Genomic DNA, 21,602 nt, shown 5'->3' with positions numbered 1-21,602 from the left:
AATCTACCATGAACTTAACCTACTTATGCTATGGCTCTGCTAATATAAAGCGTTATTTCATTGTGTAAAAATGTTTTAGATGAAAAGCTAAAATACTTGTTGAAATACACAAATTAACTGATTTTAACAACGCAGAAAATTATTTTTTTAGTACGCTCGCTCATCTTTACCTTCGAAAAAGTTTATAAATGCTTTGTTCACTACTCTATTACCCCCAATAGTAGGATAATCTCCTGTAAAGTACCAGTCTCCTAAATTCTTAGGGCACGCAATATGTAGATTATCCACAGTTTGATAAATAATTTTTATTTCTGCATTTACTGTTTCATCACTTAACAATTCAGCGATCTTATCACTTATTTCTTGATCCGTAAAACCTTCATATATTTCTTTCACAAAATTCTGAACATCTTCATCTGCTAGATTTTCCTGCGCCTTACACTTTTCATATACCTGTTCTACTAAATCATAATTACCATTCTCTTTTAGTAAAGCTAATGAAGCTTTAAAAGCAATAAGCCCTTCTAGCCTGGCCATATCAATTCCATAACAATCAGGATAACGAATCTGCGGTGCAGAAGAAACTACAATAATCTTTTTTGGCTTTAGTCTATCAAGCATCTTGATAATACTCTTCTTTAATGTAGTACCCCTTACGATACTATCATCTATGATCACCAAATTATCTTCAGATTTTACTACACCATATGTAACATCATATACGTGAGCTACTAAATCATCTCTACTACTGTCTTCTGTTATAAACGTTCTTAGTTTAGCATCTTTAATAGCTAATTTTTCTGTCCTAAGTCTAGCAGAAAGTATTTCTGACAAACGTTCGTCTGTTAATGACTCTTTTTCAGAAAGTATCGTTTCATTTTTTTGTTTATTAAGTTCATCCTGAGCTGCCTCTACCATTCCGTAAAAGGAAGTTTCTGCAGTATTAGGAATAAAAGAAAACACTGTATTCACTGTATCGTGATTAATTTCTTTTAACACCTGTGGCATTATAAGTTTCCCTAGTTTTTTTCTTTCTTCATAAATTTCGGCGTCACTCCCTCTAGAAAAATAAATACGTTCAAAAGAACACGCTTTTCTTTCTAAAGGTTCAATGATCTTACTTATAGATGTTTTTCCATTCTTTTTAACAATAATGGCTTTTCCAGGGTCCAATTCGATCACTTTATCAAAAGGAACATTAAACACCGTTTGAATCACTGGTCTTTCTGAAGCCACTACAACTACCTCATCATCCTGATAATAATAAGCAGGTCTTATTCCTGCAGGATCTCTAAGCACAAAAGCATCTCCATGTCCTAACATTCCTGCCATTGCATATCCTCCATCCCAATCTCTTGAAGATTTTTTAAGTATTTTGGCAACGTTTAATCTTTCTACAATTTGTGGAGATGCATCAACTTTACTAAAACCTTCTTTTTTCAGTTTCTTATATAATTTAGCTACTTCAGAATCTAAAAAATGTCCAATTTTCTCCATCACAGTAACGGTATCAACATGATCTTTTGGATGCTGACCTAATCGTACCAAATTATCAAATAGCACATTATTATTAGTCATATTAAAGTTACCCGCCACGATAAGATTACGATGCATCCAATTATTTTGTCTCAAAAACGGATGGACGCTTTCTACACTGTTTTTTCCAAAAGTTCCATAACGAACATGACCTAAAAGAACCTCTCCTATATATGGAATGTTTTTTTTCTGTAAATCAACATCATCAGCATACTCTGGATGTTCGACAAGTTCTTTATTAATTCTATCATTAATCTGGGAGAATATATGCTGAATTGGCTGAGAGTCGCTCGAACGAACTCTACTTATATATCTCTCTCCTGGAGGTGTATCTAATTTGATACTTGAAAATCCGGCTCCATCTTGTCCACGATTATGTTGCTTTTCCATCATCAGATACATTTTATTTACTCCATAAAATGCACTTCCGTATTTCTCCTTATAATACTCTAATGGTTTTAGTAGTCTAATAAATGCTATTCCGCATTCATGTTTTAAGGCATCACTCATTGTATTCCAAAAATTCTATTGTTGTGTTTGTATATCGTAGGTCTAATATTAATAGCCAATTAAAAAAGCCCTTACACGAAACGAGCAGGGCTAATTATTTATCATTAAGACAATTCTATTTCAAACTGCGTAAGTTCCTTAAATTGCTGAAGTCGTTTCTGAACTTCTTCCCGTTTTAAATTCTCCATTCTTTCCGTTCCAAATTTCTCTACACAAAAGGAAGCCAAATTAGAAGCGTGAATAATTGCTTTCTTCATACTCTCAAATGAAAGGTCTCCCGTTTTTGTCAAATACCCTGCAAAACCTCCTGCAAAAGTATCTCCGGCTCCAGTTGGATCAAAAACTTCTTCTAATGGTAATGCAGGAGCAAAGAAAATTTGACCATTATGAAATAACAGCGCTCCGTGTTCTCCCTTTTTAATTACCACATATTTAGGCCCCATCTTTTCTATCACTCTTGCTGCTTTAACCAAAGAATATTCACCACTTAACTGCCTTGCTTCTTCATCATTGATAGTAATAACATCTACTTTGGCAATTACTTTATGCAAATCATTGATAAATGCATCTTCCATCCAAAAGTTCATAGTATCTAGTATTGCTAACTTTGGCTTTACCTCAAACTGTTCAAGAACACTAAGCTGAACCAGTGGGTTTAAATTACCTAATACTACAATCTCAGCATCTTTATAACTATCCGGAACAACCGGCTGAAAATCTGCAAGTACATTAAGCTGCGTTTCTAAAGTATCTCTAGAATTTAAATCATTGTGATACTTACCTCTCCAGAAAAAAGTTTTTCCACCTTCTACAATTTTTATTGCAGAAGTATCAATATTCTTTTCTTCTAGTGTTTTAAAATAGTCTTTAGGAAAATCTTCTCCAACAACCGAAACAATTGCTGATGGAATATTAAAGTTAGAAGCCGAAAGTGCGATATAAGGTGCTGCTCCACCTAAAATTTTGTCTGTTTTGCCAAAAGGCGTCTCGATTGCATCAAAAGCAACAGAACCTACTATCAATAATTTGCTCATAAAATAGCTTATAATTTTTTTGCAAATATACGCTTTACTTTTAAGTAATTATATGATTGTAACAAACTTGGTTACTTCAATAATCTTCATGTGTTTAAAAGAACGTATTGTTACTTAATATAAACTTTTTACACCTCATAATTACTTCCTAAAAAACTAAAAATCGTTTGTAAATAAAATATTTAATGAAAGATATTTTACCTAGAAAAGGTAGGGTCTTCATATTTATAACTGTTTTCTATATAACTAATACACAAACTTTATATTATTATGAAAAAAGCCAAATTAACTAAACTGGTTTTAACAACTTTGATTTCATTTTCATTATTTAATTGTGAAAAAGATTCTGAAGATGTTTTTGAATCGAATCAAAATACAGCTGCAAAATCAGCTCATGTTTGTATCGAAAAATGGAACACAGGCGACAACAATTCTAAAGCTGCTAGCCTAAAAGCCAAACAGTGGCAAACTGGTCAAACTATCCGAGTAAAGTTTTTAAATGGAAATAACTTTGTTCAATCCAAAGTAAGACAGTATGCTGTAGAATGGGAAAATCATGCTAACATTAAATTTGAATGGGTGGCGTCTAATAGTAGTGCAAACATTAAAATTGGTTTTAGAGAAGGCCAATTTGCAAATGATGGAGGATCTTGGTCATATCTTGGAACCGATTCGAATAATCAAGCGCACAGTATGCATTTTGGGTGGTTTAACAACAATACTTCCGATACAGAATTCAGAAGAACTACTATTCACGAATTTGGACATGCACTTGGTTTAATTCACGAACATCAGAATCCTGTAGCGGGCATAAACTGGGATAAAGAAGCAGTATATGCATATTACGCAGGACCACCTAACAACTGGAGTAGAGATCAGGTAGACAATAATCTTTTCAGACGTTATGATGCTAATATTTCGAACTACAGTGTATACGATCCAAAATCTATTATGCACTATCCTATTCCAGCAGAACACACTACAGATGGTGTTGCTGTAGGAAGTAATACGCAACTATCAGCAACAGATAAATCTTTTATAGCTTCTATTTATCCAGGTACTACTTCTGGTGGAGGCAACTGTGATGGTGTAGCAGCTTATAATAATAATACTTCTTATTCTGTAGGTGATAAAGTAACTTATCAAGGTAATTTATACCAAAGAACTGCAAATGGATGGAATAATCTTGGAGCTTGTGATAGTGTTCCTAGTACTGATATTTGTGATGGAGTAGCTGCATATAGTGGTAGTACTTCTTATTCTATTGGTGATAAAGTGACCTATCAAGGAAATCTATACCAAAGAACTGCAAGTGGATGGAATAACCTTGGAGCATGCGGTAGCTAATAATCACAAAAACTTATTGCTTAAATAACACCATTATAAGTAATAAATAGAAGTACCCTGAAGTATAAACAACAGGGTACTTCTATTCAATTTTAACAATTTTATCAGCACTGATATTAATTGATGTTTTTATGATTTTACCATAATAATTTTACGGTTAAAAATTATTTTCCTTCAAAAAAACTTGTTTTCTTACTAAAATTGTGTTAATTTTATGAAATATTTAACAAACTCAACTACATTATGAAAACAAATAAGTTCGCCAGACTAGCTCTGGCTACACTAGTCTCATTTTCTCTTTCAAATTGTGATAAGGATACAGAAGATGTTTTTGAAACGAATGAAATTGATTATGCTAAAAGTGCACATGTATGTATTGCTAAGTGGGATTCTCCTTATGGCGCAAAAGCTACCAGCGTTAAAGATAAACAATGGGAAACAGGTCAAACGATTAGAATAAAATTTTTAAACGGAAGCAGCTTTGTTCAATCTAAGGTTAGACAATATGCTGTGCAATGGGAAGACTATGCAAACCTTAAGTTTGAATGGGTTTCTTCAAACAGTAGTGCAAACATCAAAATTGCTTTTAGAGAAGGTCAATATGCAAATGAAGCAGGTTCATGGTCTTATTTAGGAACTGATTCTAACGATTTTGCACATAGTATGCATTTTGGGTGGTTTAATGATAGTACCACGGATGCAGAATTTAGAAGAACAACAATCCACGAATTTGGACATGCATTGGGATTAATTCATGAGCATCAGAATCCTGTTGCTGGAATTAATTGGGATAAAGAAACTGTTTACGCATACTATGCTGGACCACCAAATAATTGGTCTAGAGCACAAGTTGATAATAACCTTTTTAGACGTTATGAGGCTAGTATTACTAATTATAGCACATATGACCCTCTATCAATTATGCATTACCCAATTCCTGCAGAACACACATTAGATGGAGTTGGAGTAGGTTCTAACAATCAATTATCTGCAACCGACAAAGCTTTTATTGGTTCCATCTATCCATTTCCTGATACAGGTGGTGATCCTTGTGCCGGAGTAGCTCCATATAGCGGAGGTGTTTCATATTCCGTTGGAGATCAAGTAACTTATAACGGAGATTTATACCAAAGAACTGCTAGTGGATGGTCTAATCTTGGAGCGTGTGGTCCCGTTAGCACTGATCCTTGTGATGGTGTAGCTCCATACAATGGTAGTACTTCGTATTCTACTGGAGATCAAGTGACTTATAATGGAGATTTATACCAAAGAACTGCTTCAGGATGGAGTAACCTAGGACCTTGTGGTGGATAAAAATCATTCACAAAACAAGTAAAATATTAAAAAATGCTCTGATAAAAATTTCAGAGCATTTTTTTTAACAATAGTAATTAGGTAGTATTCGGAATTTTATTTCCTACCAAAATCAGCTGGAATTTCTCCCCAGGCTTTGGTCTCCCATTTCACAATTGTAGTAGTATATTTATTTTCTTTGAGCCACAGAATTGCACGATCCACCAAATCAAACATCTCTCTATTCTTAGAATTACGTGTTAGTCTTGTCTTACACATTTTTTTTTGCACCCAACCCATAGCAATTCTAGAATCTGTATATAAAATTCGATCGCTTCCTTTCTTTTTTAGATATGCCAATCCGTGTACTAAAGCCAAAAATTCACCTATATTATTTGTTCCCTGAGGAAAAGGACCTTGATGAAAAAGTTGCTTCTCTGTTTGTGTATCCACGCCTCTATATTCCATCTTACCAGGATTTCCGCTTGATGCTGCATCTACTGCAATAGAATATAAGTTAGGTTCTCCTATTTTTGCCAATTGTTCCTTAGTAAGAGAAGATTTAGGTTTACTTTTCCCTTTATAATCTTCATAATTACCATTGTATGCCTTTTTGGCCAAATCAAAAGATTCGAATGACTTAAATTTTGCACTTGCATATCCTTTTACCGCAGCTTTACAATCATCCCATTTGGTATAAATTCCAGGTTTGTGTCCTTCCCAGACAACATAAAACTTTTCCTTTTTTGCCATAATTATTTATCTCCTTCAGAAAACAAAAGTTCTTCTATAACGATAGGAAAGTGTTTATATTCTAATTCATGAATTGCCCTAGCGACATCATCAGCTGAGTAATGCTGCTCTACAGGAGTTTTTGCCTGAAAAATAATGGCACCTTCATCATAATGTTCATTCACATAATGAATAGTTATACCTGTTTCTTTTTCCTTATTTCTTACTACTGCCTCATGCACGTGGTTACCATACATTCCTTTTCCACCATATTTAGGAAGTAATGCTGGATGTATATTAATCACTTTATTAGGAAAAATATCAATAATCTTTTTAGGAAAAATCCATAAGAATCCCGCCAAAACTATTACATCAGGCTGTGCGTCCTTTAATATATTTAATACATCATTAGACGTATAAAATGATTCTTTATCAAAGTGTAAGGCCTTTACCTTAAGGTCATGAGCACGTTTTAAAACTTTGGCACGCAGGTTGTTAGAAAACACATGTGTAACCTCGGCATTTTTCCGTTCTTGAAAGTATTTAATTATATTCTCGGCATTGGTACCGGAACCGGAAGCAAAAATTATGATACGCTTCATAGATAGAGTTGTTTTAGAGAGCACAAAAAAAATAATTATTATCCATTTTTAGGTAGCAAAAAGCCAATACTTCCATATATTTGATAAAATACAAATACATTTTTAGCGGATTGTGGGGTTTTAAAATAAAGTTTTTTATTTTTGCCACCTAATTAAAAAATTAAAATTAAACATTATGTCAGACATTGCATCAAGAGTAAAAGCGATAATCGTTGACAAATTAGGAGTAGACGAAAATGAGGTTGTAACTGAAGCTAGCTTCACAAATGACCTAGGCGCTGATTCGTTAGACACTGTAGAATTGATTATGGAATTCGAAAAAGAATTCGATATTCAGATTCCAGATGATCAAGCTGAAAACATTGCAACAGTTGGTCAAGCAATATCTTATATTGAAGACGCAAAGTAATAACTTCACAACACAATATGAATCTTAAGCGAGTTGTAGTCACAGGACTAGGGGCATTGACGCCCATCGGTAACAATATTGAAGAATATTGGGATGGATTAGTAAATGGTAAAAGCGGTTGCGCACCCATTACATATTTCGATACCGAACATTTCAAGACTAAATTTGCTTGCGAAGTCAAAAATTATAATCCCACAGATTATTTCGAAAGAAAAGAAGCACGTAAACTTGATAAGTTTGCGCAGTACGCTATTGTTTCTTCTGAAGAAGCTATAAAAGATGCTGCTATCGATCTTGAGAAGGTTGATAAATTTAGAGTTGGTGTTATCTGGGGTGCTGGTATTGGTGGATTAGAAACTTTTCAGGAAGAAGTAATTGGTTATGCCAATGGAAATGGAACACCGCGTTTCAATCCTTTCTTCATCCCAAAAATGATTGCCGATATTGCTCCTGGTCACATTTCTATTAGAAATGGTTTTATGGGACCTAATTATACCACGGTTTCGGCTTGTGCTTCATCAGCCAATTCTATGATCGATGCTCTAAACTATATTCGTTTAGGACATTGCGATATCATTGTAACAGGAGGAAGTGAAGCAGCAGTTACAATTGCTGGTATGGGAGGATTTAATGCTATGCATGCATTATCTACAAGAAATGAGAGTCCGGAAACTGCCTCGAGACCTTTTGATGCAACCAGAGATGGTTTTGTCTTAGGAGAAGGTGGTGGTGCTCTTATCCTTGAAGAATATGAACACGCAAAAGCACGTGGCGCAAAAATCTATGCAGAGGTTGTTGGTGGTGGAATGTCTAGTGATGCTTATCACATGACTGCCCCGCATCCAGATGGGATTGGAGTAGAACGTGTAATGCTTAATTGTTTACGAGATGCAGGTGTAAACCCAGAACAAGTAGATGCTATAAATACTCATGGAACATCCACTCCTTTAGGAGATGTTGCAGAATTGAAAGCTATTACTAAAGTTTTTGGTGATCACGCACCTAACATGAATATAAATTCAACAAAATCTATGACTGGACACTTACTTGGTGCAGCTGGAGCTATAGAATCAATTGCTTCTATACTTGCAATGCAACATAGCATAGTGCCTCCAACGATCAATCACACTACTGTGGATGAAAACATAGACAACAGGTTAAATTTAACACTAAACAAAGCTCAAAAACGTGAGATTACGTATGCAATGAGTAACACATTTGGCTTCGGAGGTCATAATGCTTGTGTATTATTTAAAAAACTAGACGAATAATAATGAGTGTTATTCGCAACATATTAAATTCCCGCTCTGATAAGAACGGGAATTTTTTTTCTAAAATTCAAAATATCGTAGGCTTTAAGCCCAAAAACATTGGCCCTTACGAAAAAGCTTTTACGCATCGATCTCTAAACCTTAAGGATAAAAAAGGAAATGCGGTTAATTATGAACGACTAGAATTTCTTGGAGATGCCATGCTTAGTAGCGTTATCGCTGCCCATTTATTTAAAGAAGTGCCTGAAGGTAATGAAGGGTATCTTACCAAGATGCGAGCTAAAGTAGTAAGTAGAAAACACCTAAACGAACTAGGAAAAGATCTTAAATTAATAGAACTAGTAAGAACTAATATCCCAAAATCTCAATTTGGTATAAATATTCATGGTAATCTATTCGAAGCATTAATTGGGGCAATTTATCTAGATAGAGGATTTGTTTATTGTGAACGTTTTATACACGAATCTGTTATCAATCCTTATGTAGACATTGAAAGCCTAGAAGGACAAATTATTAGTTATAAAAGTTTGTTGATAGAATGGTGTCAAAAGGTAAAGAAGAATTTTAACTATGAAATCTATGAAGATACCGGAAAAGATGAAATGAAACATTTTGCGGTAAAACTCTGGATCGATGAAAAAGTAGTAGCAAAAGCAAGAGCAACTTCTAAGAAGAAAGCTGAAGAAAAAGCTTCTAAAAGGGCATATTTCGCATTTCAATCCAAAATTAATTTCCCATAAAAATTTAGTTTTCTTTTATTTCTATTCTAAAAAGCTGTTAATAGATTATAAAATTGTCATTTTAACGTCACTTTTACCCATGCTTACCTAAAAGATACTAACTCAATCGTTTTCGTACAATATCTTTATGTTTTATTAAACTCCTAAGGAGATTTTATTTGTATATTTCTCGATAATTCTGGAAAAATATAAATTTTAATGGCAATCCAAAGGTTAATTTTAGATACCCTAGAAGATGATGATTATGATCTAATTGCCATCCATAGTTCGCTAGCTTCATATCGATTAGCTTTTGCGTTAAATAAATATATGGATCTTAGACTTTTCAGAAAAGATCAAGATATAAAATTTGAATATGATGCCCAATCGGCGAGTTTTCCGCTGTTTCAATATCATGAACATTTTCAATATAATACTTATAGTCTTTTGGGAAATAAATTTAAGACAAAAGTTAAATCTGATAGTGCGCCAACAGAAGGTTTGTTTGCTGAGGCAACGGAAGAACGCTATGTTACCAAACACCTCATCCCAGAACTAAAAAATGTGGATTACTTTCTGAAAATAGAAGCTGAAACTTCTCAGTTTTCAAGTAAAACATTAACTACTAATCTACTTACTATACCACAAATTATTACAGCTTACGTAGTAGATTATACACAACTAAAATCAAAGAACAACTTAATATTTGAATAATGCCGAAAACTAAGAAAACTAAAATAGTGGCAACACTTGGACCCGCTACCAGTACAAAAGATGTATTGAAAAAAATGCTAGATGCGGGTGTAAATGTTTTTAGAATTAATTTTTCTCATGCTGACTATGAAGATGTAAAAGAACGAGTTAAAATGATACGTGATTTAGGTTCTAAACATGGCTACAATGCAGCTATTCTAGCAGACTTACAAGGCCCTAAATTAAGGGTTGGTGTTATGAAAGGAGATGTCATTGTTAATGATGGTGATCATATTAATTTTGTCACAGGAAAGCCTTTTGAAGGTACCGCAGAAAGTGTTTATATGAACTATGATACTTTTCCTAAAGATGTAAAATCAGGGGAAAGAATTTTACTAGATGATGGAAAATTAATTTTCGAAGTAGTTTCCTCTAATAATAAAGATACCGTAAAGGCCAAAGTAATTCAAGGTGGACCTCTAAGATCTAAAAAAGGGGTGAACTTACCTAATACAAATATTTCATTACCGGCTCTTACTGAAAAAGATATTAAGGATGCTATTTTTGCTTGTAGTCTACAGGTTGATTGGGTCGCATTATCTTTCGTGCGTCACGCACAGGATCTTATTCAATTACAAGATTTAATTAAAGAACATAGTGAACATAAAATTCCTATTGTTGCTAAAATCGAAAAACCTGAAGGTGTAGAAAACATTGATAAAATTGTTGCATACTGCGATGGTTTAATGGTAGCGCGAGGAGATCTTGGAGTAGAAATCCCTGCTCAAGAAGTTCCTCTTATACAAAAGAAACTAGTTTTAAAAGCTAAAACAGCAAGAATTCCAGTAATCATTGCCACTCAGATGATGGAAACTATGATTGATAGTTTAACCCCAACACGTGCAGAGGTTAATGATGTTGCTAATTCTGTTATGGATGGTGCGGATGCGGTTATGCTATCAGGTGAAACCTCTGTTGGTAAATATCCAGTGCAGGTTATTGAGACTATGACCAAAATTATTAATAGTGTTGAGAACTCTGAATTAATACAAGTACCTCAAAGTCCACCTCATATTAGAACAAATAGATTTATTACCAAATCTATTTGTTATCACGCTGCACATATGGCTAACGATATAGAGGCTAAAGCAATCTGCACACTTACTAATAGTGGATATACTGCTTTTCAGATCTCTGCTTGGAGACCTGGAGCTCATATTTTAGTTTTTACCAGTAATAGAAGAATTCTTTCTCAACTTAGTCTATTATGGGGAGTAAAAGCCTTCTATTATGATAAATATGTGAGTACTGATGAAACAGTACAAGACGTTAACAATTTAGCCTTAGAACGAGGTTTTGTTGAAAAAAACGACATGTTAATTAATCTTGCCGCAATGCCAGTCGCCGAAAAAGGAATGGTAAATACATTAAGAGTATCGCAGATGTAAGCATACCTCATAATATCTAAATGTTATAAAAAAGACTTCTTAATAAGAAGTCTTTTTTCTTTTACGCTAAACTAAAGATCGATTCTAAGTCTTCAATTGTTACAGGTTTAATTAAGTAATCCTTTACACCTTTTATGTTCTTTGCCTTAGTAATATCGAGTGGATTAATAGAAGAACTAACAATATATAGTGTAATAACTTTCCCAAAATTATTTTTAATACTGATAAATTGTTCTAAAAACTCCCAACCATCCATAACTGGCATGTTTAGATCTAAAAAAATTATTTCAGGAATATTTTCTTCGCTTACATTAGTTAAAATAGCTTCAAAATAACTCAAAGCTTCTTTTCCATTTTCGAAAACTAATAAATTTTTACAAAGCTGTTTTGCTTCAATTATTCGTTTTACCAAATTTACATAGACACTATCATCATCGATAATGCATGCCAATTCTATTTTATCGCCCATTATATAAGAATTATGTGTGTTTAAAATCCTATTGTAAAAGTAGTTCCTTTATTCACTTCACTTTCTACACTTATAGTACCATCCATCGATTCTACCTGATTCTTTGTTAAGAACAATCCGATGCCAACAGCATCTTTATTGTAATGAAAAGTTTTATACATCCCAAACACTTTATCTTTAAAGAGTTTCAGGTCAATACCTACACCATTATCAGAAACTTTTAAAAACTTATTTCCATCATCTACATATGTCTTTATAAAAATAATAGGTTCTCTATCTGGATGTTTATATTTTATTGCATTCGTTATTAAATTGAGTAAGATACTTTCTAAATACGCCGGTATATAGGCAATCTCTTCTACTTCATTAAAATCAGCTTGTATATCAGCGTTACTATTGCTAATCATATGACTAATACCATTTACTACCAATTTTAAAGCGTCTTTAAATTTAATCGGTACTCTTTCTTGTTTATTATTAGTCTGTATAGTAACAATCTCGTTAAGATGTTCTATCGTAGTATTTAAGTTAGTCGAAATTGTCTTCACTTCTTTAATTAACTCCTCCTTTTCTTTGGGATCATCAATATCTTCTATAAGCTGAACTAATAAGGACAAGTTACTTGTGTGTGATCTAAGATTATGTGAGACAATGTGCGCAAAATTGAATAATCTAGAATTCTGGGCGGCAATAATGTCCACTGATTTCTGTAAACTAACTTCTTTTCTTTTAATATCATCAATGTCCTGAAAAACTCCTCGAATACCAATAATTTCTTTGTTCTCGTTATATATTGGTTTTCCGATTGCTCTTGCCCAAAACTCCCTATTATTAGCAGTAACCATTTTAATTTCGGTATTAAATGGAGTTCCCATCATAGCACAATTAAAAAAACAATCAGCTGCCAATTGTCTATGATCTTCAGAATAATAATTTGCCGAATCTTTTAGAGATGGTTTATAATCTTCCGGATACTCGAGTATCCTATAAGTTTCAAAATCCCAAGAACTTTCTTTTTTATGAAAATCTACATACCAACTGCCTGTAGCAGTCATTTGAGCAGTCTCTTTATAGTAGAAATTATCTTTTTTTATAGTCTTGTCTGGTTCAAGTTTAATTTCGAAGAAAAAAACAAAACTAGCTTCTGCCTTAATATTTACAGGTAATGCATCATTAGTAACACAACGAAATAATTGATAATTTCCTTTAGCATTTAATATTTTAATATGCTGTTTAAAATTTACCGTATTTATTCGATAGTTCAAGAAATTATCTCTGAAGACATCAATATCTTCTTTGTGAATAAGATGCTCTAAAAAATAATCAAAATTTGATTGGACCTCATCTTTAGAGTATCCAAGAATTTCATAAAATCTTTCTGACCAATTTTCTCTATACGGATCGATATGCAACTCCCAATAACCCGTATTGAAGTCTTGCATCACATTGTTAAAAAGTTCATTCTGGAGCATTTAAAGTTGGTTAAAATATAAAGGTTCTAACAATATAAGGATTTCTAATTGTTTTCTTCTATTCTGTCCAACCTTATAGACAATGCTTTTGTAGAAATCTGTACTTCTATAAATGATAATAAAAGCGAAATCATCAAAGCAAATAAACTTATCCCAAATATTAAATTCGCTAAGCTATTATTTTCTACATATAATAAGAACATAGTAATTACACTCGTAAGAAAACTAATAATAGCGATCGCTTGCATATTTCTAATCAACCACAATCGTTTTCTAAGATTTTTAATTTGTAATACGGTGTTTTTTGATGGTGAATTTAGGTATTCCTTATGCAACTGTCTTATTAATGCTGCTATTGCCAAATATCTAGCGTTATAAGCCAACATGGTTAACGATATTGCTGGAAAAAGTAAAGCTGGGATTCCCATGGTTAGTGCCATAATAATAAAAGTTTGACACTAAGTTAGTTTAATTTGGAATAGTTTGTTTTATAATTTTATAGGTTACCACCATTTTTTCATTTTTCAGAGATAAAAAATATAAACCTTGTGGAAAATTTCTTATATCTATTGGGAATTTACATCCTTCCTTTTTAAACAATAGTTTGCCATTTATATCCGTAAAAGCTAGATCATATATGGCATTGATGCTGTTTATATAAATATAATCAGTAACTGGGTTTGGGTAAATGAAAAAGCTTTCCTGTAAGCTTTCTTCTATAGATAGATTAATATCTATAAATTCAAAAGCTCCTATATCTTTATTAGAACCAGATGGTCTTTGATTATTCATTATATCAAAAAAGACTGGTATGCTATTACTTCCTTGGTTGACCATTGGGCTGAATTCAGTGGATATATAATTTAAAATATTGTTTTGATCTGCCGCTGATTCAGGCAAAGTTCCTGAGATATAATTCGGATTTTCAGTAACTAAATTACTACTGGTAAAGATATTTGTGCTAAGGCCGTCTTGATTTAGAATTTCTCCTTCCATTTCATTAGAAACTGAAATAGCATTATTCTGGATATTTACCTCAAAAGCATCTCTAACTCTTACAATTCGACCAGATGTTCCGCTTTCTGGAGTTACAGGTCTCCAATTTACTGTATTATGAAACACATCTACTTCACCAGAAAGTACACCATTACCGTCATTACCTATAAAAACCGCATTGCGATATCCATCAATAACATTGTTTCTGATAGTGACATTAGTCGCTTCTATATTAATTCCATTTATCGTTGGTCCAAAGGATTGACCAACGTAATCCGAATTTTGACCAATATAATTACCTTCTATAGTCACATCAGAAATTGCGGCAATAGTTTGAGCATTTTGAGGATTAACACCTAATATTCTATCCATATTATTTCTATAAATCATAACATGCCTTTGTCCATCACCTCTAACAGTGATAGCCGTTTTGGTATCTACCAAGTTTGTTAATATATTATGTGCTAAAAACTGCTTTTCCCCTCCTTGAATCCTGATGCCATGTTCGGGTTGCGCAGTACCTATTAATTGATCTATTGTATTTCCCACAAAAGAAAAACGATTACTATCACCAGAGAATACACCTATAACTCCAAAATCATGTAATTGAGAATCAAAAACTCCAAAAAGATTTGATTCATCTTGGTAAATTGCTCTTCCTGTAGTTTGTTCTATTTCCAAACGAAGTGCTACAATATTCTCGGAGTTGTTTAAAACTGTAATTGCTCCTGCTCCAAATGGACCAGTACCTTGTGGTATTAAATGAAGATCCATAATCCTTATATCAGAAGAATTTATTAATTGTAAAACTTCTTCTGTATTAGAAGTTAAAACTGGAGAGTTCCCTGATCCATATGCACCAATAATAATAGGTCCATTTTGTAGTTCTTCAATATTTTCCCCATTAGTATCAAAAGTATCTCCTCTTCTAAACAATATTTGCTCATTACTACTAAGTTGTTGTATGGCATGTTCTGCAGTCTCCCAGGCGGTTTCTGCAGTAACTCCATCATTAGAATTATCCCCATCTTCTGATACGTAATATGTTATTCCTGTAAAAGAAGTTATTGTTATGGTAATAGTTTGCATATCTACATTCCCTTGAGGATCTGTTACCGTGCATTGTACCGTATATATTCCTGGTTGTTCAAAAACATGTCCCGCTACCATTCCTTTAGAAATCTCCCAAGTACCATCAGCATCTGTATTGGTAGTGTCAAAATTCCAAGAGAAATCGGAATTTGTCAAATCATTAGTTCCATCTAAACCTGCAGATTGTGTTGCATCAAAAAAAACATATAATGGAGCTACTCCTGTAATTCGACTTGTTTCTATTTGTAGTGTTACTTGACCAATTACAGAAAAGTTACTAAATAATAAAAGGTAAAGAAAATTTCTCATCACTCTCCCTCTAGTGAAAACCTAAACGCTCCATTGATGTTTTCGATATTATTATTTTGATCCAACCCTTCTCCCCATTCTCCGTTAAACGTAGCTGCCGGTTCACCTCTTCTACCATTCACAATACCTTTCAATACACGATTGTTATTATCAAAATTGACTATCATAATTGATCCATCTATAATCCAAGTCCCCTCCATAGAAAATATATCACCATCACTAATACCTAATAACCCAGCTGTTCCTTCTTTTGTAAAATTTATAGAATTACCAGAACCAAAAGACTCGTTTGAATTATCGGTTACGTCGTTATTAAATCCTCCATAAAACAGACCTTCGACAAAAGAGTTTTTAATAGTAACGGTTATTGTTGCGCTTTCTATTGAATTAGATGCTGTTATAAAAACTTCTGTCTCACCCAACGGGATCGATCTATCCCAAGAAAGTACACCTGTTTCTTCATCAATAGACAAATTATCTCTTGAAAATAAATCATCTGGTGCCGTGTTCGGCAATGTTGTAGCAGAGAATGTTCCTCTCTCTTCTGACCAATTCACTGCTGGTGGTAACGTTTCTCCAGCTTCTAAAAAACTGGTCTCAATGAAACTTTCTTCATATACAACTCTTAATCCATTGTTGTCATCATCATTATTACAAGCATTTATAATAATAATAAAAAATAATGCTCCTATATATTTTATTGTCTTCATCTATTCTTCAATTAAAACGTTATTATTATAGAGCAGTAAGCTTTAAAACTTATAAGCCTACTGCTCTTTTAAAAAGGGGTGAGGTGTGACTTACACAAATACGTATTATAGAATAAAAAAGTTTTTAATTTTTAGAAATCATCTTTAAAACTAAATGCTCCCATTAACTCTTCGATATTATCATTCTCATCAAGTCCTTTCCCCCATAACCCAGAAAATACAATTTCAGAATCAATTGCAGGATCATCGGGTAATATTGTAGATAAAACACCTTTCATTACTAGATTTTCTCCTGGATAATCGATATGTGTATATGAAGCCCTTATAGTATCTCCTTCTGCCTTCCAATTTCCGCCACCAACTACAGTTGATTCGAACTCAGAAAGTAATGTTACCACACCATCATCTCGTAATTTAAAAAGGAGATTATCTTCAATAATAGATGAGAAGGGATCATCTGAAGTATCATTATTGAAGCCTCCAGTCATAAACTTATTTCGCCCAGTAAACACATTGTTAATTGTTATCGTTACAGAGCCCGTTCCAAATTCATTCAATGCTGTAACAAATACATTAATTTCACCAAGAGGTAAAGAATTATTCCAACTAAGTACTCCGGTTTCCGAATTAATAAAAATAAAATTTCCTACGAGGTCAACTCCATCTGATGACGGTAATGTTGTAGCAGAGAATGTTCCATTTTCTTCTAACATATTTATTGTTGCAGGGCTCGTTTCTCCTTCCTCCAAAAAGCTAGTCTCAATAAAATTTTGTTCATACTCAATACTTATACTATTAGAGTCATCATCACTGCTGCAAGCACTTATAATTACCACAAACAATAATATTCCTATATATTTAATTATTTTCATCTGTTATTTAGTTTTAGTGATTTATTGGAAAAGCTGTAAATCTTTAATTTCTTAAGAGTCATCATTTAATATTAAAAAGGTCTACTATTTCCTCATAAGTCATGTTTTTATAATCAGCTACTGATTTTCCTGCGGCTACACCACCAGGTATTATAACATATCGGTAATCTTCGAAAAAATCAAAATCATTACTATTTCCACCTGTAACCAAACCTAATACTCTTATTTGACCACTATCAATTGAATATGTATATAATTGTTCTTCTGATCGATACTCATACGGCAGCGGTACAGCTTCCAATCCTACTGCTAAAAGAACACTTTCTCCTCTTGCATAAACTAACACTACACTTATGTCAAGGTCAATATCCAAATCAATAATTTCTTGACTGTTAGCCAGAGTAAAAACTTTTTGATTTAAACCTCCTCCAACAGAAAAACCATTAGGAATCCAATCAGAATAAATAACATTTGCCGTTCCCGTATCTCCATCGACCCCATCAACTCCATCAATCCCATTTTGACCAGCAAGACCAACAGCACCATCTTCTCCATCAGAACAAGAAAATATGAACAGTGATATTGTAACTATTATCAAACATTTTACTAAATTTTTCATCGCTTTTATTATTTTAAAATTATACGACAAACATAAATGTTACTTGTTCTTTACATGTCCGATATATTTGATATTCAAGGAATCCGGACGTATTTGGGTGGATAAAAATTCCTTATAATAAATAAGTCTTTTATTCATTTCATATTCGTCATTAGTGCAGCCCAAAGGATCATAACTATGAGTATTCCCAATCCTGCAAATTGCCAAATCGGCCCTTTAGTTTTATTTTTTAAAGTAATACACTCTTGTTTTATAGGTTCAGGCATCTCTTTTATATTAAGAACATTTTTACAATGCTGACACTGAGACATTCCTTTTTTACCTATGGGAAATATTGGAATCCAAAAAACATGAACATGTCTTCTAAACACAATTAACCTTAATGAACCTTTAGTACCACAACTTGGACAAATAGATCCAGTAGATTGTTTAGATGTTACATAAACTGATCTGCTGCCAAAAATTATCATAGTGTTTTAATTTTTATAGTTTTCCTTAAAACTACACCTATAATCTTCCATGTTTTCAGGGTAATTTCAACTTATACCATTGTTATTTGATTTAATCAAAATCAATTTTTTAATTTCTAAATATTCATCCTTTTTGGACATTAGGTTGCTACTAATATTTCTTTTTCCACCTTCGAAATGAAGAATTAATAAATAACTATCATTGATATAAACTTCATTGATTTCAAATATGCTCAATAGCGCTATAGTGGTGAACTTTCTTTTTAAACCTATGGATGGTATTCTTATTTTAAAATCATCTATGGTCAAATGCCCTCCCAAATATTTATATTTCTTTTCTTCTGTAATGAAAAATGAATTTCTACTCCTCGATACTTGTTCACTCATACAATATTTTTTCTCATTAACCTGAATCCCTAATACTCATAAAAATTTATAAAAACCCCGAGATAAAAGACTCAGAGTTTTTTAAATTATTCTAGGACGATTATTGGATGTTAAAAAGCTGAACTATTTCTTCATAAGACATGTTCTCATAGTCCGTTGCAGATTTTCCAGCAGCTACTCCACCAGGAATTATGACATATCTGAAGTCATTGAAAAAAGTGAAATTGTTATTTCCATCATTATCCAATGCTGATACTTCAATTCGTATAGTTACACCAGTTGTAAAATTTGCCACCTGAAAAGTATAATATTCCTGTTGGCTAGTGAGAGCATAAGGAAGTTGATATACCTCAGACAAAATAGCGTTTACTTCACGACGCCCATAAACTAATACTACATCTTCACTAAGATTTAACTCAGCAGAACTAAGTGTAGTTAGTAACTGTGTGTTGGATGGTTGCGGTCCACTAACTTCGAAATCTCTGGCAATCCAATCAGAATACACAACATTTGCTGTTCCTGTATCCCCTTGATCTCCTTGATCACCCTGATCCCCTTGATCTCCTTGCGGACCCTGATCACCCTGAATACCTTGTTCGCCTTGCGGTCCTACCGCACCATCTTCTCCCTCACAAGAGATACTGCCTATGGATAGTAATACAATCATCACACATCCAATTAATTTTTTCATTGCTTTCATTTTATAAAAGTTTTTAATGTTAATGAAGCAAACTTAAATAAGGGTGGTTTTTTCACTATCCGAAAAGTTTGAATTTCAATAAATTCGGACGTATTTAGATAATTAATACCGTCTTCAATTAAAGATACCTAACATATATCTATCACTACACTAGCTACGGTTTTAGATTTGAAGAATTAGGAGATATAAAAATTTTGATTCAGAATGGATAGTGTCTAGTACTTACTCTTAGTTTATAAAATTCCTCAATATTCTGTGAATTCTTTCCTGCTTTCTTTAAACAAACTTAGTATATCGTTATCCCACTTAAAGTCATTCAGATACCAATTGTCATTTTTTCCTTTATAAAATGTAAACTTTATTAGTACACCACTCCTTTCATATTTTAAGACATACGTTATCATATACATCAAATCTTCGATTACATCTTCCTTCACCAACTTATTTTCAATTAAAGACCCATATTCTACTTCAAATGTGTCAAAGTGATCCATTGCTCTCTGCTGTGTATATTTATATTCATCTCGTGTGAAAACCCACATCATCCCTATTTTGATGAGGCCACCAACAATATCCTTTTGTGAAAAATCATCAATTATTTGTTGACATTCCTCTTTTATTTCTTCTCGATTTGCAAATTCTTTTTCTTTTTGTGAAAAGCAAAAATGCTGACAAATCATAAACGTAATACAAATTAGAATTTTGCTCCCTCTCATCATTTTTTAAACAATTTAAATACTTTATATACAATCCTTGCTTCTACATTATATCCATTCCATATTGGAGGAAACTCATCATCATATCCTTTTTCAGAAATGCTTTTGCCTGCTTTAATCCATAAAAATAAATTACGTTGTCGTTTTTTGTTTAGTTTAAATCGAATTCCCAAATTAATATTTCCGTTACTGAATCTTCGCGTCACCTCATCTTCTTTAGTCTTATAAAAATTCGTACTATAATCAATGGTCATAAATCGATATCCCATACCAGTTTCAAAATGAAAAAAAATAACTGGAGCAATTCCAGCAGAAATTCCCGGTAAGGCATATATTGAACCTTTCCCAATAGTATATTCTATACCTGCAGATAACTTAAAAGTATATGGTGGTGTTGCTATACCTTGTATTCCATAAGCCACTCCCCCAGCAAGATTCATATTAATGTTTTTCTCTATATAAAGATTATGATCCCCTTGTCCAAGAAGAGTAGGTATACTTATTATATGTACTAATAAAAACGTTATTAATCTCATTACTTTCATATGTGGGATGAAAAGTTTGTTAAGCATATCGTTTAATACATAGTTTCGTAGCTTAGCCAGCGGGTAGCCATGAATTATACATCTTGTTGTGTTGTGTTTATTTTGTTTGAAATGTAGGTTTTGATATATTGATAGTCGGATTTTTTTTCCAATAAATTGCTAGTAACTGTTCGTTTACCACCTTCAAAAACAATTGTCAAAAATAGATTTCTATTAACTTCCATCTCATTTATAGATATGACATTAGAAAACTTGATTTCAGTTCTTACTCTTTTAAAACCTACTGGGGGAATAATAATAGAATCTGTTTTTAATACTAAAAACTCTTTCTTTTTAAGTTTGAGATATGCACCAGTAGATGCAGCAATTACAAATAAAAGACTAATGGTAAAAAATATCCAATGAAAAATAGCCGCTTCTGTTTCAGATAACTTAATTAGTTTATTAATAATTAACCCTTTTTCATTATCAATAGCTTTAATAAAAAATAAAACAGCGGCTCCTCCAAAAAGAATAATACCTAAGATGATTAAAAACCATTTGCCTTGATATGGGTATTTTTTTTCAAACTCATCCATTTAATTAATATTTAGATCATTTTTTCAATTAAACACAACATACTAGTATCTACAATCATAACTTCGGTTTTTA

At 32.8% G+C, this 21,602-nt stretch carries 24 protein-coding genes; 7 read left to right on the top strand and 17 right to left on the bottom strand.

What is annotated here, in order from left to right; all coding sequences use genetic code 11:
- Positions 1 to 147 precede the first annotated feature (147 nt).
- Both J8L88_RS01715 and J8L88_RS01710 read right to left on the bottom strand, forming a co-directional pair.
- Positions 148 to 2,046, bottom strand: a complete 1,899-nt coding sequence (locus J8L88_RS01715) for an amidophosphoribosyltransferase (protein ID WP_118388225.1) — start codon at positions 2,044 to 2,046, stop codon at positions 148 to 150.
- A gap of 104 nt (positions 2,047 to 2,150) precedes the next feature.
- Entirely contained in the window at positions 2,151 to 3,080 is a 930-nt protein-coding gene (locus J8L88_RS01710; RefSeq protein ID WP_027394589.1) for a PfkB family carbohydrate kinase, read from the bottom strand.
- A gap of 270 nt (positions 3,081 to 3,350) precedes the next feature.
- Here J8L88_RS01710 and J8L88_RS01705 point away from each other — a divergent pair, with 270 nt between their 5' ends.
- Positions 3,351 to 4,427 carry a carbohydrate-binding protein gene (locus tag J8L88_RS01705; RefSeq protein ID WP_211059784.1) on the top strand — a complete coding sequence of 359 codons (1,077 nt, stop codon included), beginning with the start codon at positions 3,351 to 3,353 and terminating at the stop codon, positions 4,425 to 4,427.
- Between the two features lie 243 nt (positions 4,428 to 4,670).
- Positions 4,671 to 5,741: a matrixin family metalloprotease gene (locus tag J8L88_RS01700; RefSeq protein ID WP_051336246.1), complete on the top strand. Its 1,071-nt coding sequence runs from the start codon at positions 4,671 to 4,673 to the stop codon at positions 5,739 to 5,741.
- A 96-nt stretch (positions 5,742 to 5,837) separates the two neighbouring features.
- Here the strand turns inward: J8L88_RS01700 and J8L88_RS01695 are convergent, their stop codons facing one another.
- Both J8L88_RS01695 and J8L88_RS01690 read right to left on the bottom strand, forming a co-directional pair.
- Positions 5,838 to 6,473 (bottom strand): viroplasmin family protein, encoded by a 636-nt coding sequence (locus tag J8L88_RS01695; RefSeq protein ID WP_027394588.1) that lies wholly within the window; start codon positions 6,471 to 6,473, stop codon positions 5,838 to 5,840.
- A 2-nt stretch (positions 6,474 to 6,475) separates the two neighbouring features.
- Entirely contained in the window at positions 6,476 to 7,054 is a 579-nt protein-coding gene (locus J8L88_RS01690; RefSeq protein WP_027394587.1) for a phosphoribosylglycinamide formyltransferase, read from the bottom strand.
- Positions 7,055 to 7,229: 175 nt separating this feature from the next.
- Between J8L88_RS01690 and J8L88_RS01685 the strand changes: the two genes are divergently transcribed.
- From J8L88_RS01685 to pyk, 5 genes are all read left to right on the top strand, one after another.
- A complete protein-coding gene (locus J8L88_RS01685) occupies positions 7,230 to 7,463 on the top strand; it encodes an acyl carrier protein (RefSeq protein ID WP_027394586.1) in 234 nt (77 codons plus the stop codon).
- A gap of 17 nt (positions 7,464 to 7,480) precedes the next feature.
- The gene (gene fabF / locus J8L88_RS01680) at positions 7,481 to 8,734 is read left to right on the top strand and encodes a beta-ketoacyl-ACP synthase II (RefSeq protein WP_027394585.1); all 1,254 of its coding nucleotides are present in this window, start codon (positions 7,481 to 7,483) and stop codon (positions 8,732 to 8,734) included.
- 2 nt (positions 8,735 to 8,736) lie between these two features.
- Positions 8,737 to 9,474 carry a ribonuclease III gene (gene rnc, locus J8L88_RS01675; RefSeq protein WP_027394584.1) on the top strand — a complete coding sequence of 246 codons (738 nt, stop codon included), beginning with the start codon at positions 8,737 to 8,739 and terminating at the stop codon, positions 9,472 to 9,474.
- Between the two features lie 198 nt (positions 9,475 to 9,672).
- A complete protein-coding gene (locus J8L88_RS01670; protein WP_211059783.1) occupies positions 9,673 to 10,167 on the top strand; it encodes an IPExxxVDY family protein in 495 nt (164 codons plus the stop codon).
- Positions 10,167 to 11,594 carry a pyruvate kinase gene (gene pyk, locus J8L88_RS01665; RefSeq protein WP_027394582.1) on the top strand — a complete coding sequence of 476 codons (1,428 nt, stop codon included), beginning with the start codon at positions 10,167 to 10,169 and terminating at the stop codon, positions 11,592 to 11,594. The genes J8L88_RS01670 and pyk overlap by 1 nt, the downstream gene beginning before the upstream one ends.
- A 61-nt stretch (positions 11,595 to 11,655) precedes the next feature.
- On the opposite strand, the gene J8L88_RS01660 is transcribed toward pyk, so the two are convergent.
- The 13 genes from J8L88_RS01660 to J8L88_RS01600 all read right to left on the bottom strand — a co-directional run bounded on the left by J8L88_RS01660 (position 11,656) and on the right by J8L88_RS01600 (position 21,529).
- Complete coding sequence (locus tag J8L88_RS01660; RefSeq protein WP_211059782.1) at positions 11,656 to 12,063, bottom strand: response regulator; 408 nt, start codon at positions 12,061 to 12,063, stop codon at positions 11,656 to 11,658.
- Positions 12,064 to 12,083: 20 nt separating this feature from the next.
- Complete coding sequence (locus J8L88_RS01655) at positions 12,084 to 13,535, bottom strand: PAS domain-containing sensor histidine kinase (protein WP_027394580.1); 1,452 nt, start codon at positions 13,533 to 13,535, stop codon at positions 12,084 to 12,086.
- 44 nt (positions 13,536 to 13,579) lie between these two features.
- Positions 13,580 to 13,975 carry a DUF2721 domain-containing protein gene (locus J8L88_RS01650; RefSeq protein ID WP_027394579.1) on the bottom strand — a complete coding sequence of 132 codons (396 nt, stop codon included), beginning with the start codon at positions 13,973 to 13,975 and terminating at the stop codon, positions 13,580 to 13,582.
- Positions 13,976 to 14,003: 28 nt separating this feature from the next.
- A complete protein-coding gene (locus J8L88_RS01645; RefSeq protein ID WP_211059781.1) occupies positions 14,004 to 15,932 on the bottom strand; it encodes a T9SS type A sorting domain-containing protein in 1,929 nt (642 codons plus the stop codon).
- Positions 15,932 to 16,642: a hypothetical protein gene (locus J8L88_RS01640; RefSeq protein WP_211059780.1), complete on the bottom strand. Its 711-nt coding sequence runs from the start codon at positions 16,640 to 16,642 to the stop codon at positions 15,932 to 15,934. Before J8L88_RS01640 ends, J8L88_RS01645 begins: the two co-directional genes overlap by 1 nt.
- A gap of 131 nt (positions 16,643 to 16,773) precedes the next feature.
- Positions 16,774 to 17,514: a hypothetical protein gene (locus J8L88_RS01635; protein WP_118388235.1), complete on the bottom strand. Its 741-nt coding sequence runs from the start codon at positions 17,512 to 17,514 to the stop codon at positions 16,774 to 16,776.
- 61 nt (positions 17,515 to 17,575) lie between these two features.
- Positions 17,576 to 18,133: a hypothetical protein gene (locus J8L88_RS01630; protein ID WP_118388237.1), complete on the bottom strand. Its 558-nt coding sequence runs from the start codon at positions 18,131 to 18,133 to the stop codon at positions 17,576 to 17,578.
- A gap of 134 nt (positions 18,134 to 18,267) precedes the next feature.
- The gene (locus tag J8L88_RS01625; protein WP_108804671.1) at positions 18,268 to 18,603 is read right to left on the bottom strand and encodes a zinc-ribbon domain-containing protein; all 336 of its coding nucleotides are present in this window, start codon (positions 18,601 to 18,603) and stop codon (positions 18,268 to 18,270) included.
- Positions 18,604 to 18,669: 66 nt separating this feature from the next.
- Positions 18,670 to 18,990, bottom strand: a complete 321-nt coding sequence (locus J8L88_RS01620; RefSeq protein ID WP_118388240.1) for a hypothetical protein — start codon at positions 18,988 to 18,990, stop codon at positions 18,670 to 18,672.
- Positions 18,991 to 19,090: 100 nt separating this feature from the next.
- The gene (locus tag J8L88_RS01615) at positions 19,091 to 19,681 is read right to left on the bottom strand and encodes a hypothetical protein (RefSeq protein WP_147404347.1); all 591 of its coding nucleotides are present in this window, start codon (positions 19,679 to 19,681) and stop codon (positions 19,091 to 19,093) included.
- A 254-nt stretch (positions 19,682 to 19,935) separates the two neighbouring features.
- Positions 19,936 to 20,370, bottom strand: a complete 435-nt coding sequence (locus tag J8L88_RS01610; RefSeq protein ID WP_211059779.1) for a hypothetical protein — start codon at positions 20,368 to 20,370, stop codon at positions 19,936 to 19,938.
- A gap of 35 nt (positions 20,371 to 20,405) precedes the next feature.
- Positions 20,406 to 20,942 (bottom strand): hypothetical protein, encoded by a 537-nt coding sequence (locus J8L88_RS01605; protein ID WP_211059778.1) that lies wholly within the window; start codon positions 20,940 to 20,942, stop codon positions 20,406 to 20,408.
- Positions 20,943 to 21,025: 83 nt separating this feature from the next.
- Complete coding sequence (locus tag J8L88_RS01600) at positions 21,026 to 21,529, bottom strand: hypothetical protein (protein ID WP_211059777.1); 504 nt, start codon at positions 21,527 to 21,529, stop codon at positions 21,026 to 21,028.
- Positions 21,530 to 21,602: the final 73 nt, after the last annotated feature.

The organism is Aquimarina sp. MMG015, assembly GCF_018100855.1.
In the GTDB taxonomy this organism is placed as follows: domain Bacteria; phylum Bacteroidota; class Bacteroidia; order Flavobacteriales; family Flavobacteriaceae; genus Aquimarina; species Aquimarina latercula.
Note: the sequence above shows the minus strand (reverse complement) of the source record. Positions and strands in the feature narration are given on the sequence as shown.